Origin of the sequence: Mucilaginibacter terrenus (assembly GCF_003432065.1) — a bacterium.
In the GTDB taxonomy this organism is placed as follows: domain Bacteria; phylum Bacteroidota; class Bacteroidia; order Sphingobacteriales; family Sphingobacteriaceae; genus Mucilaginibacter; species Mucilaginibacter terrenus.
In genome coordinates this window covers 628123-643580 of the sequence record NZ_QWDE01000002.1, presented here as the reverse complement: position 1 = coordinate 643580, position 15458 = coordinate 628123, and the positions used below count along the sequence as shown (strand labels likewise).

Below are 15458 nucleotides of genomic sequence, written 5' to 3'. Positions count from 1 at the left end.
ACATGCAAAGAAGATCTGCTTTAAAAAACCTGGGGGGCCTGCTGCTTGCCCCTGCTTTCACACTTCAGCAAAACACAGGTGCTAAAAAAGTAATGCGTATTGCGCATCTTACAGATGTACACCTGAAAGATAAATTTAACGCCCCTGCAAGGTACGCGCGGTGCCTGCATCATGTACAGCAGCAAGCGCCGCGTGTAGACATGATCCTGAACGGTGGTGACATTGTGTTTGACATGAACAAAGAGAACCTTGGTGTAATTGATGCACAATGGAAACTCACCAAAGATCTTCTACATAAAGAATGCAGCCTCCCCGTAAAATACTGTTTAGGCAATCACGATATCTGGTGGAACGAGAACACTAAGGGCCAGGCAATTTATGGTAAGAAATACGCTATGGATCAGCTTGGCTTAAGCGTACCCTATTACAGCTTCGAAAAGAACGGCTGGAAATTTATTATTCTCGACAGTGTTCATCTTGATGTTGATGGCACGTGGTACATTGGCAAGTTAGGTGATGAGCAGTTCGCCTGGCTTGAAAACGAACTGAAATCCACAAGCGCTGATACACCTGTTCTGATAATGTCGCACATACCTATTCTTACGGCTACCAACCTTATTGAAGATGATGTTGTAAACAAATGGGTTATGCTTGGCGGAGATATGCATACCGATACATCGAAGATCATCTCGTTGTTTTACAAACATCCTAATGTTAAACTCTGCCTAAGCGGGCACATCCACCTGCAAGAGAAACTGGTTTATAACAATGTTACTTACATCTGCGATGGCGCCGTAAGTGGTGCATGGTGGGAAGGCAACCGGCGCGAAACTGCCCCCGGCTACGGGTTAATAGACCTTTACAGCGACGGCAGCTTTACAGAAAGTTATGTTAATTACTAGGCTTAGCTTAACACGATACCCTCGTTAAGGGCTTCTTCATAACGTTCTTTAACAAAGCTGTACAAATGTGGCGATCGGTGCGCCCCTATGCTCCGTTTCTCGTCAAGCTTCTTCAACAAGCCCAAGGCAATCAGCTTTTTTGTAAAGTTACTTACATCCAGTTTTTTGCCAAGCATTGTTTGATACAGCGCGTGGATCTCTGATAGGGTGAACTTGCCCGGCAGCATATTGTAACCTATTGGGTAATGGTACAACTGTATACGCATGGTGTGTAATGCCTCGCGCACCATCTCGTCATGATCAAACTCCAGTTTGGGTAAGGCATCTATATCAAACCATGCGCATTCTACAGCAAGAAAGCCGGGCTCGAGCACGGTACGAGAAAAATCTGTAATGGCGTAAAACCCTACCGATATGGTCTGATCTATCAACCAGTTGTCTTTGGTAATCTTCACGCCCATTATACGGTACCAAAGCTGCTCATCAATTTCTTCAAACTTTACACGGTTGGGGTCGCCAAACGTTTTAAATTGCTGCAGAAAAAGGCCATCCACACCAGTGCGTTCTTTTACGTTCCGGGCAGCTGCATCCGCAAGTTTTTCCGTCCGCTTTATGTAACCGCCGGGCAGGCACCAGCCGTCAACAGCTTTGTGTTTTATCAACAAAAGCTTTAACTGTTGCTCATGATAGCCAAAAATGGCACAATCTAACGACACATGCGGAATGTAAATACGGGCACCATTAAGTACAAACTCGTCAATCTCCGCTTGTGTAATCATCGGTTAAAAATACTAATCCTTATTATAACTCCTGGTGAAATTTTTATTTAGTAAAATTTACTATTTGTAACACTTTATTTAATACCTTCAATTTACAAACCACCAATTAGCCAAAACCAATTATGATGAAAACTAACAGACGAGCTTTTATAAGGCAAACTGCCTTTGGCACTGCTAGCTTAGCCGTTGCCGCATCCGTGCCGCAGTATCTGTATGCTGAAAGCAGTAAAGAACTATTCTTTAAAATAGCAGTGTCACAATTCTCTTTCGCCAGCCAGTTCTGGTCGGGGCAATTGAGAGCGCTCGACTTCCCTGCAAAAGCAAAAGAGCTTGGCATATCAGGGTTAGACTACTGCTCTATGTTTTTTGCAGATAAAGCTAAAGACAGCGTCTTTTTAGCTGAGCTTAAAAAGCGTTCGGAAGATGCCGGCAGCTACAACCTGCGGATAATGATTGATGGTGAAGGTGTTTTAGGCGACTTAAACGAAACCGCCCGGTTGAAAGCCGTAGACAATCATCATAAATGGATAGATGCTGCCGCCGCGCTTGGATGCCCTATGATACGCGTGAACGTTGAGGGGGATGGCGACCCTGCCGAAGTAGCTAAGGCAGCAGCTGACAGCCTTAACCGCCTTATTGAATATGGCAGTAAGAGCAAGGTGGACGTTATAGTAGAAAACCACATAGGTATATCCTGCAACGGAGATTGGCTGGCCGGTGTTATGAAACAGGTGAACAGCGAGCACTGCGGTACGTTAGCCGATTTTGGTAACTTTTGCATAAACCGCACTAAGCCGAAAACAAACGACATTGCCGGGTATATGGAAACCAGGTGCCTGGAAGAGTACGACAAGTATAAAGGCATTACTGAACTAATGCCGTTTGCTAAAGGAGTACACGCTAAATCGCATGTATTTGCTGCCAATGGCGACGACCCAGAAACCGACTTTTATAAGATGTTTAAGATAATAAAGCAGTCTGGCTTTAAAGGCTGGGTGAGTATCGAGTACGAAGGCGGCCTGCTAAAGATGTACAGCAAAGACACCAAGTACCTGGATGATTATGCCGGCACCACAGCAGTTAAAAACCTGGTAGAAAAAGCAGGCAGAATGGCTTAGCAATATTGCGTTACTTCGCAGTTAGCCGGAGCATCACTACATCATGCATCGGAATTTCCTGCTTAAAGCTGCCCTTGGTTGTACCTGTGGCTGTTTTTGTCCAAAGATCGCGGGCGGCGTATTGCCTGGTATTAAAGCTGATGTTTAATCCGGTGGTTTTATCTTCCAGGTTAAGGTCGGCCCATTTTATATCCAGCTTTTGCGATTTGGCCGATCTGTTAAGAAAGCAAACGGCTACATCGTTGTTTTTTAAAGGCTTAACCCAAACTTCTATACTGTCCGGCAATGCTTTTTTATACGCCGCTATACCTAATTCATCCTGATCAATGGCAATTACTTCCTTATTGGTCAGGATGGATTTAGTTTGGTCTGACATTTTCCTAAGATCGTTTCCGGCAGCAAGCGGAGCAGACAGCATGCACCACATAGAGAAATGCGCCTTATCCTCACTGTAGCTCATACCATTGCCAACCTCCAGCATGTCCGGATCGTTCCAGTGATTGGGTCCGTTAAACTGGCGAATGTTAACCTGCTGATCTAAAATATGCATTACACTAAGGGCGCTCCAGGTACCCATATGTTTGTCTTTATCAAAATTAGCAGTAATGTCTCCGGTAGTACGGTAAAGTTCGCCAACACCGCCGGCCCATTGCCATGGTTTATGGTTCCCCCATTCGCACAAGCTAAACACTATTGGTCTACCGGTTGCTTTTAAAGCCGCACTCATTGTAATGTAAGCTTCGCGCGCGTTCAGGCTATCGGTATTACACCAATCATATTTCAAAAAATCAACGCCCCATGATGCATATAGCAAAGCATCCTGGTACTCGTGCCCGCGCGAACCCGGGTAACCGGCACAGGTTTTCCAGCCGGCACAATTGTATATACCAAACTTTAACCCTTTGCTATGCACATAATCGGCCAAGGCTTTCATACCGTTCGGGAACTTTTTAGGATCGGCAACTAAATTGCCGCTGGCATCGCGTTCCATGGTCATCCATCCGTCGTCCAATACAAAGTACTTATATCCGGCATCGCGCATACCCGACGATACATACGCATCAACCATACCTTTTAGCAAAGGTTCATCTATCCGAGTTTGAAAGGTGTTCCAAGTGTTCCAACCCATTGGCGGTGTAGGTGCAAGATTACCGGTCTGCAGCTTTGCTTTTGCAACCGCAACAGGGGCAGCAGCATCCTGTGCGTTAGCAGACAAGCCGGTTAAACCAGACAAAAGCAGTGCAGCCAAGCCGGATAGTAGGTAAGATTTCATGATAATTGGTTCGCTAAATTGATAGATGCTATATACTCTCTGAGCAACTCAAAAATAGCAGGATAAACCAGGTACCGCTAGTACTTTCTTTACCTTTTTTGATGATTACTTTACCTCTTTAAGATAGCTAAGCATGTTGCTTTTGGGATTAGCACCTATTGCTTTCAATCGCTTGATGTAGTAAGCTTTTACATCTTTCCACTCGTAAAAATTAGTATAAGCAGGTTTTAACCCGGGAATGCTCGGGTCCTTCTCGTTCAGCAAGCAGCGTAAAAGGTATTTTCCTGCATTGTTGCGGTAAAGTATCCATTGTATGTTAGCACTTAGTGGTATTACCTTGCCGGATTGCCAGTTCTTGTTTATAAGCTGCAGGTAAGTCCCCATGTTGGCTGTGGTATTTAGGTTAAGTAATGCCGCCAGGGGAGATATGGTCTCCGCATGAGAGAACCTGAGGTTCGCGCTGATCTTTTTATCTGCAATGTAGTTATCCGTTGTTTGTATAAAATCCACCAAAAGCGGCGCAGCTATTTTAACCTGTATTCCGTTGATGTCGGTGCCAGGCCCCTTCTTGAAAAAATCTTCAGCTACATCAATCCGGCTAAGGGTAGCCAGCTCATCACAGGTAAAAAAACTTTGAAAACTAACATCCTGGCGGCGGTAACCAGCTTGCTTTATCTCCTGCTCCAGCGAATATACAATAGTGGCAAAGCCAAAAAGGTCGCTTACAAAAACGTCTTTGTTATCAGCCGAAAGGTTTTTCACATAATCAGCTGTAAAAAAGCGAGCTGCAATACGCTCGTTTAGTTCAGGTATGCTCAGGTAGCTTTTCAGATCGGCAAGAACTTTCTTCCATGAGCCTTTTTCTTCAAATTCAAGGTAAGCCGGAGACAGGTCATAAAACCTCAGCGTAGTATCGTTAATGCCCGTCCCAATGATCTCGCTATTGCTTAAGAGTGGTTTCAATCCCTTCAGAAAAGCATCTGCGCTCTGGCGTGTGCGTATCTCTTTAGTGACTGCCACAGTTACCTTAGGCCTGCCTGTAAATACGCTGGGGTTGTTCTTATATAACCTCCCGGCAATACCCATTAGTTCGGTTGCTCCTTCTACAGAAATGCTTTTGGTGTTACCTTTTTCTACCTTATCCAACACTCCTACCATTTTCTTCAATTGCTGTCCTAATGTGGTAAGCGCATTAGCACTGTCGGCTTTCGCAATAAGCCTGTAAATGTAGGCTGCCTGCGGCGACTTGGTAAGGTGCCTTGCCCCATGCCGGCCAACGTAGTTAACAAACACCGGTTTATAACCGTCAGGTATTTTAACGTTATCTGCAAGTGGCGCTGAGTACAGGGTTTTGGTTCCGAGGAAATCGGTGGTACATTCCTGGGCTTTCGCGGATGTTGCCACCACAGTAAAAAGAGCAACGGAAAAAATGGCTTTTGCGATCATGTGATAATACTGGTTAAAGATAATTGCTACTATGGAAAGACAGCTACAGTTCGCGATAAAAACTGCGGTTTTTGAAGGTTTATGCTCTTCGTATTGGTAACTGTCTACAAAACAAAGGTGGCTGTCCGCTTATCGCGAACAGCCACCTTTATGTATTTTATATGTTTATTAGTTTACAGTACCTGGAGTAGTGTAAGGAGTTACTTGTGGGTTAAAGTTAGCCCATGTAGCAGTCCAGTCAGTAGTACCAATAGCACCTTTAAAAGCAACCTTTTCAAAGAATGCATCAGCAACTTTAGTATTGGTGAATAAAGCACCAATTAAAGCCGGTGAAGACGCTACCTGTATAAAGTTAGGTACGCCAGCCCTTGCTGCAGGAGCAAGATCAGCTCCGAATTTATATGGATCTGTGTAGATAGCAGCGGCGTAAGAATCAGGCAGGAACGTGTTATTAGGTGCACTTAGCAGTGGAGTAATTACGCCTAAAGCTGTTGCATTAGAAGCTTTAATTTGATTGCCTTTGCTATTGCTGCCTACTATAACGTTGTTTGAAAAAACTGAGCGGCCAGCTACCAGGTTAGCAGATGAATTTTCTGCGCCACCTGCTGGTAAGGCATCGTCATAAAACACACCTTCAGTATAACCAGCAATTACTGAGTTGAAAATGCTGATAGATGAGTTACGGCGTATTTGAGCACCATGCTGGAAGTTAGCATTGATTGCTGTGAAAGTTGCCGATTCTTTTGGACCTAAAATGGTCATGTTTGAGAAAACAGCTGTAGTTTGAGGAGTAGCGTTTGTACCGGTTGCATTGTTGTCAGACTCAAAACCATTCGAGCCAGATACGTCAGCAGTTGCTGCCAAGCGCTGTGCAAGACCGAATTGTACTTTACCTGAGAAACCGTTGTCAGTATCAAAATCATCATCCCAGCTATCAATTGAAAGTAAGTGCTTGCAGTTAACTGTACCACCAAACCATTCAAAAGAGTCGTCACCTGAACGGTAAACTTCAACATAATCAATAGTAGTACCTGAACCAACTGAACCAAAAGTTAAACCGTTGATCTCGTTATCAGGGCTCAATGGTATACCAGCATATTCAATACGCACGTACTTCATAGTACCTGAGTTATCAGCAGCTTCGGTACCGCCATGTTTACCTTTGTCGGTAGCATCAGATATACCTTCAATAGAGATAGAAGTACCAGCATTGTTAGGAGCCTTTCCTAAAAGGATAACGCCACCCCAATCGCCTTGTGAACGGCCGCCGGCAGCAACATTAGATGTAAATACAATTGGCTTATCTACTGTGCCAACAGCTTGAATCTGAGCACCGCGGGTAATGATCAAAGCACCTTTAGTAGCCTTATCACCTTTGATGATAGTGCCCGGAGCAATAGTTAATACCGCATTATTAGTTACGAATACGTTACCTTTTAATAAGTAGATTTTATCTGCTGACCAGCTGGTGGCAGTAGTAATATCGCCGCTAACTGTTACAACGTTGCCGTCAGTAGGATTTACTATAGGGCCGCCGCCGTTGTCAACTGTGTTTTTAGAGCAACTTGCTACGAAAAGGCTAGTGCCTAAAGCCGCAATGAATAAAAATTTTTTCATCTTGATCATTTGTTTTTTTTCTGTGTCCAAAGGAACTCTTATCTCTTAAACTCAACATTACGTATCGTTTAAATAAGTGTTAAATAACAATAGACTTTGTTAATACTATGTTAACTTATAAGGTGTAAGTAAATGAAAGTGAATAGTTTGACCCCGGCTTGTAACTGCTTTGAGTGTAATCTCCGCTATCATATTTTTTATTTTCATTCTGGTCGTAGTAAAAGCCTATACGCTGGTTAAGTATGTCGCCGGCGTTAAATTTAAGTTCGCCTTTACCCTTTAAAACCTTCACGCCCAGTTGTGCATCTATCACACTGCGCGGCACTTCGTAAACGTTGGCATATTGGCCACCTGCGGCAACGCTCAGGCGCTGGCCTACGCGGTTGAACAGCGCATTAAAGGTTAACTTATTTTGGAAGAAGGCATGCTGTACACCCGCGTTGATCACGTATGGCGCCTGGCCGATCAGCTGGCGTTCCGCATACTTAAGGTTAAGCCCTGAGTTTACCGGGTTGCGTGCTGTTGATTTTGCAACCGAAATGTTGGCATAAGCGGTAGTGTTCTTCAGGAAATCGCTCGCCTGTATAAAGTCCAGCGATTTACGTACCTCCAACTCCACGCCGTAAACTTTTGCATAATCGCTGTTAAAGTAACGGATAGTACGGGTAGAAGTAGCGTCGTCATTATACGCTTCGATCGCATTGTTAAACTTCTTGTAAAAACCTGATACGGAGAAGATTTGTCCGGCAGAAGGGAAAAGCTCAAAACGAACATCGAAGTTATCAATATTTGTGCGTTTAAGTGTAGGTGTACCTTGTTGGAACGCCAGCAGCTCATAATCGTAATAAGAGGACGTTGCCAATTCCCTGAATTCTGGCCTTGCAAGCGTACGGGAGTAAGAGCCACGCAGGTTTATCTTATCCGTAAGACTATAAGTCAAGTTTGCAGATGGTAATACGTCAGTGTAATTCTGGTGAACCTTATCAGTTGGGTTGCTATACTCGGTTGGGGTAACGTTTACGTTAAACTGTTCTACACGTGCTCCCCAAACTAAACGAAGTTTTTCTGTTAACTTATTATCCAACATCAGGTATCCTGAATTGGTAAGCGAGTTAGCATTATAAGAATCCGACGGGATGTTGCTGATCTCATTCAGATCGTAATAGCCCGCGTTGATCAAATTCCTTGAAAATATCTGGTTAAGCGGAAGGCTTTCTATTTGCCTGGTAAGGTCTGGGTCGTTCAATACCTGGTCGCTAAGCAACGGGCCTAAGAACCGTACATTGTAAGCTCTGTCGCGGTATAAGCTGGCTAAACCTGCCTTAAAGGTAGACTGAGTAAACATCTTTATCGGGGTGCTGTAGTTTACACCACCTGAATATGAATTCTCGTTTAACTTACCAAACAGCGTCGAGTTCTCTTTAGTAAGGGATGATAACACTGCCAGGAACGGATTATCTGTACCCTGCTGACGGGTGTACAATGCTTTACGCTGATCCGGCTGATCATTAAGTACATTGCCGTAGCTTAAGTTCCAGTTGATTTTTGCACCCTTCTCGCCAAGGGGATGATTACCTTCTAAGGTTGATTTGAAAAGCGCTTTCTGCTGTACGTCAAACGCGTAATAGTTTACGTCGAAACCAGAGTTGTTATGCCCGTCGCGGCCAAGGTATTGGTCATCAAATATCCTGTTGTACACGTTTTTAAAGGTGATCTTGTTTTTACCGAAGGTGTAACCCAGGTTTAACAAAGCACCAACGTTTGTGCTGAACTTGTACGCGTCGTCACTGTACTGGTAGCCGTAAAAATCGCGCTGAATATCGCTGTAAATATTTTGTGAGTTGCGGTAAGTAAGCGAGAGGATAGCGCCAAAACGGTTGCCGCTTTTCTCGTAATTTTTAACCTTACCAATAGAGAACTGGTAATTTTGAGTTGGCAATGCAGTATTTACGTACCGGTTCCAGTCATTTGGTAATGAACGAAGCATGTTAAGGTTCTGCTCGGGGGTAAGGCCATTAGCTACCTGGGCAGACGAAGCAAAACCGTTTGCCAACTGGCGTTTGCCATTGTCAAAACCGAAGTAGTCGGTTGCGTTACGAGGACCGCTGATGAAGTCCTTAAAGGTAGAGGCAGTGTTATAACCTGCACCAATACCAAAGGAAATAAAGTTCTGATCTGGAAGGTCCTTTGTAGAAATCTGGATCAAACCACCGGCAAAGTCGCCCGGCTGATCCGGAGAAGCAGTTTTAGTAATCGTAAGGTTTTCTACAAGGTTCGACGGTACAATGTCAAAAGAAAAAGCTTTGCGGTTATTTTCTGTACTTGGCAGTGAACCACCGTCAAGCGTAGCCGTGTTGTAACGATCGCTCAACCCGCGGATAACCACAAATTTGTTATCCTGTATGGTTGCACCGCTTACACGTTTCAAAACGTCTGCAGTGTTACGGTCAGGTGAGCGCTTAATCACTTCCGAGCTAACACCATCTGATATAGATACAGCGTTTTTTTGTACCGCATAAAGCGATGCTACCGAAGCCTGGCGGTAAGTGGCCCTTACCACAACTTCTTTTAACGCTTGTGTTGTTGCCTGGGCTAGTGTAACGTCAAGATTGGTTACTTCGCCGGCCTTAACAACAATGTCTGATACCGATTTGCTTTGGTAGCCTATGTAACGAACAACAATGGTATACCTGCCCGGCGCAACTGCGCTTAGCAAGTATTTGCCTTCTACGTCTGTAGCGGCGCCTTTGGTGGTGCCTTCTATATTAATAGTGGCACCAATTAATGTTTCGCTTGTTTTTTGATCAATAATCTTACCGCCTATTTTGCCTGTGGTCTGCGCATTGGCAACCTGGATAAGTGCGGTAAATAAGATAATAGTTATTGCAGATATGAGTTTTTTCACGTTGCGGATTTTTATCGCCACAAAACTATTACCCTACTGTTAGCACAATGTTAGGTATGAATTAACATAACATCGTCTTTGTGTTAAGTCTGTGTTAAGTGCCGGAGATAAGCTGATCTTAATCAACAGTTAAACAGCAATTAAGGATTGCTGCTGGTGAAGCATGTTTAGGTCTGCAAAGTACCGGGAGGCCAGTTCTCCCCAGTCGTAAGTTCTACTATCAAGCAAACCCTGTTCTACAATTGATGCTTTAAGTTTGTCATCATATAAAATCTGTCTGATTTTGCCGACATACTCCAAAGCGCTAAACGGCTCACAAACAAAGCCATTTTCTCCATTCCTTATAAAATCACGCGAGCCGCCGCCATTACCGATTACGCAGGGCAAGCCCGAAGCCATGGCCTCAAGCACCACGTTGCCGCAGGTTTCAGACACGGAAGGAAACAGAAAAACATCTGCTGAGGCATAAAGTGCAGCAAGTTTACTGTGCCTCAGCTTGCCGGTAAATATTGCGTTCTTCATCCGCGCTTTGCAAGCTTTATGAGCTACACCGTCACCTACGATCAGAAAATTCACCTTCGGTTCACCCTCTTGTATTTCATCATATATTTCAAAAAGCGTCTCCAGGTTCTTCTCCCAAACCAGGCGACTGGCAAACAGGATAGTGGGGTGGTGGTTACCTGTCAGTTTGCTAATCGCATTCACATCCTTCTTTGCGGGAGAAAAAAGCCTACTGTCTATTCCACGTTTCCATATCTGCATTCGTTCAGGCTCAATATCTACCGCCTGTAACTCAGCTTTGATGTTTTCCGATGGTACATATATCAGATCGCAACTGTTGTAAAAACTGTTGTACCGTTGTATAAGGTATTGCCGGGCACCGTCAATAAGAAAAGGCAGATGCTTAAAGTAGTGCGCTATATAGGATATGAAATGCGTATGATAAATCGTTATGATTGGTAAGCCATGCTGTTTCGCATAATTCAGGCCAAACTCGCCCAGTATAGATGGTGTAGCTATATGCACAACCTCGGGCTTAAAGCGCTCTAATTCCTGGCTGAGCCTGGCTTGAGCGAATACCGGCAATGCCAGAGAATAGCCTGCGTTAATGGGGACGGTTATGGCGGGTACGCGCACGCTTTTGAAGCTTCTAATGTTAACGGGCCCTTCGCCGTATATAAATAAGAACTCGTAACGGCCACTGTCAATCCGGTTTATCAGCTGGTACATGGTACGCACGGCGCCGTCCAGTTCGGGCGTAAGTATTTCGGCAAAAAACGCCACCCTTAACTTATGCTGCATAGGGGTATGATAAATTACATCGAGGCTGACGGGTATTGCTGATGGTTACGCTCCCGTTGTTTTGCATCGGTTAGCGTTTGTTTGCCTGTGTATTTAAGCTTAGGGGTGCGCATGGTCATCCATATCACCAATGCTGCTATCATAAGCATAACCAAATCAATTGTAGTGTAGCCCGCTTCCATAGTGATGTTTTTGTTGATGTAAAGCTAGGCGCGGTATTTAACAATAATGTTAAAGCTGTATTATCAAACCCGCCATAATAAAAGCAGCCCATAGAGGGCCGCTTATATTATGGTTCATTTACTTATATAACTAGCAAGTTAATTAGCTGCCTGATCAACCCACCAATGTAATTGGCGACTTGCCAAACTTCTTTTTAAAAGAATGAGAGAAATGCGACAAGCTTTTAAAACCCAGATCAAGATAGACAGCAGAGGGTTTTTGTTTTTTGGTTTCGATGAGGTATTTAGCGGCGTTCAGTCGCTTGTCCTGTAGCCAGTGGCGGGGCGGGGCGCCAAAGGTTTTCTGAAAGTCGCGCTTAAAACCCGCCAGGCTACGCCCGGTAAGCTGCGCGAATTTTTCTACGGGAACATTAAACTGGTAATTGCTGAGCATGAATCTTTCCAGGTCTATTTTGTGCGGCTCCGAAAAGTCGAATAAATAATTACGAAGCCCCGGTAACGCCAGTAAAAGCAATTTTACACCTTCTTTTACCTTGAGGATACCCATTTCGTCTGTCATAGCTGCTCCGGAACTACGGGCATACGGAATGATGGACCTGAAATAGCCCTGCAGAAAGTCGTTAGAAGGTATAAGGATGTTTGGCGGGCCAACGTACTTCCGTTCTGCCTCAATCTTTTCTTCCAATGCTATCTTCCTTAAGAGGTCCTCCTGCAGCGATATCACTATAGTTTCATAGTTCCCGCCGGGCAGTGGCGTTTTAGAAAGCGTACCCACCTGGTTCCTGCCAATCAGCAGTACTTCTTCCCCACTCATAGAGATGCTTTGCTCCGAAGTTTCCAGGGTTAATTGGCCCGACACCTGCAATATTAAAGTATGATGGTTCCAGATACAGATCTTCTCTTTACGCTCTGCAGAGAGGTACGAATAGAAAATTACACCTGGGAGAATTTCTTCCGGACTGATCATTCGGTTAGCGTTGCAAATAAGTGCCGCCAAGTATAGCACCAGTTGTAAAAGTACTGTTTAAGTTGTTCATTTCTTCGGGCGTAAACACAATGTCCATTGCAGCAATGTTCTCCGGCAAGCGCGATCTGCGGCTCATGCTCACCAACGGCATAATGTACTCTCCTTGCTGTTTTACCCAGGCAATTGCAACTTGTGTTGGCGTATAACCTTTATTGGCTGCTATCTGCTTTAATACTTCAACCTTCTGCAGGTTATGTGTAAGATTTTCACCCTGAAAGCGGGAGAAATGATTACGATAGTCATTCTGCGGTAACGGCGCCTTCATTTCACCGGTAAGTAAGCCTTCGGCTGTATTAGCGAAAGCTACTACACCTATACCTAGTTCCTTTGCTGCAGGCAGCAGTTCCGCTTCTATTTGCCTGTCGGCCAGTGAATATCCTATCTCCAGCGCGCTTATCGGATGTACGCTATTCGCTAGGCGAAGCTGGTCTGCCGTAATTTCTGATACACCGATATACCGCACCTTACCTTCTTTAATCAGGTCGGCAACGGTTCCAATAATATCTTCTACCGGTACACTGTTGTCCATACGGCTGGGCTGGTAAAGGTCGATGGTTTCTATACCTAAACGCGTTAGCGAATAGTTTATAAAGTTCTTTATAGCTATCGGGCGCAGATCCAAACCCAGCCATTGACCGTTGTGAAAGATAGCACCAAACTTCACACTGATAAAGGCATCATCGCGCCTGTTTTTAATGGCTTTGCCTATCAGCATTTCGTTATGACCAGCGCCGTAAAAGTCGCCGGTGTTCAGAAAATTGATGCCATTGTCCAAAGCCTCATGTATGGTAGCGATGCTCTCTGTTTCGTCGGGCGTAGAGCCGCCCCATATAGACGACATCCGCATGCACCCTAAACCGAGGCCGGATACCAACGGGCCATTTTTACCTAATTGTATTTTTGAGATGTTTTTCATAAACACAAATATCAACGCTCAAGGCTACGCCAGGTTTCTTCTACGGCTCAAATATCATGCTTGTACAGCTCACTAAATTAGAGTTGCTCCAAAATCAGGCTTTATATAGGTGTTATTACGAGTTCCGCTCGTTACTCAAAACAACGAGGTAAATGGCGATACTTTTTTCTTAATGTTAATTTGTTTGAACTGACCTACTTAACTTCTATATTTGCATATATGATCAAAAGGTCCGCAGCAATGTTAATGGCGCTACTGTATACAATTACAGCGGCTGGCTTTGCATTGAACCTGCACTACTGCGGAGATCATGTGGCAGATGTTAAGGTGAACGCTCCCGCTAAAAGTTGCGTAAAGCCGATGGCGAAAGCCAAAATGAAATGCTGTAAAGACAGCAAGCTTGACGTAAAAGTTAAGGATGACCATCAAAAAGAGTCTACCTCCTTTTTCTCCCGCATTTTCACGTTCGAGCTCCCGCGCTTTGCTGTTACCGATTTCCTGCTTGCCGCTCAACAAGCCTTGCTTGAAAAGTTAAGCTATCGCGGCCCTCCACCGGGCTCTCCGGCCGAGGGTATTTCCGTGCTCCTAAAAAATTGCGTTTTCAGGATCTGATAAGTTGAATGCTCTCCTGCAATTCACTTATTAATAAATTATCAATTTAAGATCTCATGAAAACTTTAAAAATCTATATCCTTCTTTTTATAGCAACTGTTACTGTTGCAAAAGCTCAGTTCACCAAGGCCGAATTACAAGTAAGCGGCCTTACCTGCTCGCTGTGCGCTAAAACCACCGAAAAGTCTTTAAAAGCCCTTCCGTTTGTCGGCGAAATAAAAACTGACCTCATCCGTAACGTTTACGTTATTACCTTTAAAAACGACGTACCGGTAGATTTTGATCAGATCAGTAAAAAAGTGAAAGGTTCCGGCTTTTTTGTGAACTACTTAAAGCCAACTTTCAACTTTAGCAATACTACCCTTGCCGACAACGCCTTTACCTATGGCGGAGACACCTACAAGGTTTTAAATGCCGAAAAGCCGTTAAGCGGAGAAGTATCCCTGATGATTGTAGATAAAGGGTTCCTGCCAAATTCGGTATCTAAAAAGTACCTGGGGAAAGCAGCCGAAACAGCTGCACCGGCATCCGGAAAAGTTTACCACCTGGCTATTTAAGCGCTTCCTAAATTCTATTTTATGAAACGCATTTTACTGGCTATTTGCCTGATGGCCATGGCATGTACTGTTTTTGGGCAGGAGTTATATGTAAATACCGAGCCTGCCAGCAATATGGCGGCCCGTTCTCTTGGTGTACGGATAGAGAACCAGGGGTTCTTTTCTCCGGATTTTAAAACCCGCACCACATTGGAGGCTATGTATGGCGCCAGCGGCAAACTGATGCTGCACGGCGCGGCTTACCTGTCTGGTTTTTACCGGCCGAAACAATCCTTCGAGGGCGGAAGCTTTTATGCCAAGTATCGGTTCTTTTCGCAGGACACTGTTCACGCGCACTTTCGCGGGGCCGTGTTCGGGAAGGCGGCCATCAGCCGTAATCCTTACAGCCTGCAGGAAATTGCGTTGGAGGGCGATAATACCGGTCTGCAGGGAGGGATGGTTTTTACAAAGCTGATGCACAAGCTGGCGCTATCGGGTTCGGCAAGCTATCTGCGCGCGTTCGATAATCCGGGTGACGCGACGCCGGTAACGGGCGCTAAAAACGCCCTGGCTTACACTTTTTCTGCCGGTTACCTTCTGTTCCCAAAGCAATACAAAAGTTTCGACCAGGTAAACATGAACATTTATGCGGAGTTCTTGGGCAAAGCAAATCCCGGCTATGGGCAAAGCTACCTGGACGTAGCGCCAGCCATCCAATTCATTTTCAACAGTGTTTGCCGGCTGGATTTCTCCTATCGCGCACCACTGTTCAATTCGATGGAACGCAACAGTAAGAATATGTACCTGCTGCGGTTCGAGTATAACTTTTTTAACCTTTAACAG

The 15458-nt window shown here is 44.7% G+C and carries 14 protein-coding genes; 5 read left to right on the top strand and 9 right to left on the bottom strand.

The genetic code is table 11. The annotated features are described in order from the left end of the window. The first annotated feature begins 2 nt into the window (after positions 1 to 2). Positions 3 to 902 (top strand): metallophosphoesterase family protein, encoded by a 900-nt coding sequence (locus DYU05_RS13570; protein ID WP_117383646.1) that lies wholly within the window; start codon positions 3 to 5, stop codon positions 900 to 902. Between the two features lie 2 nt (positions 903 to 904). On the opposite strand, the gene DYU05_RS13565 is transcribed toward DYU05_RS13570, so the two are convergent. Continuing rightward, positions 905 to 1681: an NUDIX hydrolase gene (locus tag DYU05_RS13565; RefSeq protein ID WP_117383645.1), complete on the bottom strand. Its 777-nt coding sequence runs from the start codon at positions 1679 to 1681 to the stop codon at positions 905 to 907. A 122-nt stretch (positions 1682 to 1803) separates the two neighbouring features. Between DYU05_RS13565 and DYU05_RS13560 the strand changes: the two genes are divergently transcribed. Next, positions 1804 to 2799 (top strand): sugar phosphate isomerase/epimerase family protein, encoded by a 996-nt coding sequence (locus tag DYU05_RS13560; RefSeq protein ID WP_205771879.1) that lies wholly within the window; start codon positions 1804 to 1806, stop codon positions 2797 to 2799. 10 nt (positions 2800 to 2809) lie between these two features. On the opposite strand, the gene DYU05_RS13555 is transcribed toward DYU05_RS13560, so the two are convergent. The 8 genes from DYU05_RS13555 to DYU05_RS13525 all read right to left on the bottom strand — a co-directional run bounded on the left by DYU05_RS13555 (position 2810) and on the right by DYU05_RS13525 (position 13467). Further along, complete coding sequence (locus tag DYU05_RS13555; RefSeq protein WP_117383643.1) at positions 2810 to 4072, bottom strand: glycoside hydrolase family 27 protein; 1263 nt, start codon at positions 4070 to 4072, stop codon at positions 2810 to 2812. A gap of 105 nt (positions 4073 to 4177) precedes the next feature. Beyond that, positions 4178 to 5518: a histidine-type phosphatase gene (locus DYU05_RS13550; protein WP_117383642.1), complete on the bottom strand. Its 1341-nt coding sequence runs from the start codon at positions 5516 to 5518 to the stop codon at positions 4178 to 4180. A 168-nt stretch (positions 5519 to 5686) separates the two neighbouring features. After that, positions 5687 to 7135 (bottom strand): hypothetical protein, encoded by a 1449-nt coding sequence (locus DYU05_RS13545; protein ID WP_117384006.1) that lies wholly within the window; start codon positions 7133 to 7135, stop codon positions 5687 to 5689. A 115-nt stretch (positions 7136 to 7250) separates the two neighbouring features. After that, positions 7251 to 10040 carry a TonB-dependent receptor gene (locus DYU05_RS13540; protein ID WP_235854020.1) on the bottom strand — a complete coding sequence of 930 codons (2790 nt, stop codon included), beginning with the start codon at positions 10038 to 10040 and terminating at the stop codon, positions 7251 to 7253. 129 nt (positions 10041 to 10169) lie between these two features. Then, positions 10170 to 11342: a glycosyltransferase family 4 protein gene (locus DYU05_RS13535; protein WP_117383641.1), complete on the bottom strand. Its 1173-nt coding sequence runs from the start codon at positions 11340 to 11342 to the stop codon at positions 10170 to 10172. 14 nt (positions 11343 to 11356) lie between these two features. After that, on the bottom strand, positions 11357 to 11524 hold the full coding sequence (locus DYU05_RS21145) for a hypothetical protein (RefSeq protein ID WP_165852077.1): 168 nt from the start codon (positions 11522 to 11524) through the stop codon (positions 11357 to 11359). A 154-nt stretch (positions 11525 to 11678) separates the two neighbouring features. Then, the gene (locus DYU05_RS13530; RefSeq protein ID WP_117383640.1) at positions 11679 to 12491 is read right to left on the bottom strand and encodes a helix-turn-helix domain-containing protein; all 813 of its coding nucleotides are present in this window, start codon (positions 12489 to 12491) and stop codon (positions 11679 to 11681) included. A 4-nt stretch (positions 12492 to 12495) separates the two neighbouring features. After that, a complete protein-coding gene (locus DYU05_RS13525; protein ID WP_117383639.1) occupies positions 12496 to 13467 on the bottom strand; it encodes an aldo/keto reductase in 972 nt (323 codons plus the stop codon). A gap of 219 nt (positions 13468 to 13686) precedes the next feature. On the opposite strand from DYU05_RS13525, the gene DYU05_RS13520 reads away from it, so the two are divergent. Genes DYU05_RS13520 through DYU05_RS13510 form a run of 3 tightly spaced genes read left to right on the top strand, consistent with a single transcriptional unit; the run spans position 13687 to position 15455 of the window. Next, entirely contained in the window at positions 13687 to 14079 is a 393-nt protein-coding gene (locus tag DYU05_RS13520; protein WP_117383638.1) for an HYC_CC_PP family protein, read from the top strand. A gap of 56 nt (positions 14080 to 14135) precedes the next feature. Next, positions 14136 to 14636: a heavy-metal-associated domain-containing protein gene (locus tag DYU05_RS13515; protein WP_117383637.1), complete on the top strand. Its 501-nt coding sequence runs from the start codon at positions 14136 to 14138 to the stop codon at positions 14634 to 14636. Between the two features lie 21 nt (positions 14637 to 14657). Further along, positions 14658 to 15455 carry a hypothetical protein gene (locus DYU05_RS13510; protein ID WP_117383636.1) on the top strand — a complete coding sequence of 266 codons (798 nt, stop codon included), beginning with the start codon at positions 14658 to 14660 and terminating at the stop codon, positions 15453 to 15455. Positions 15456 to 15458: the final 3 nt, after the last annotated feature.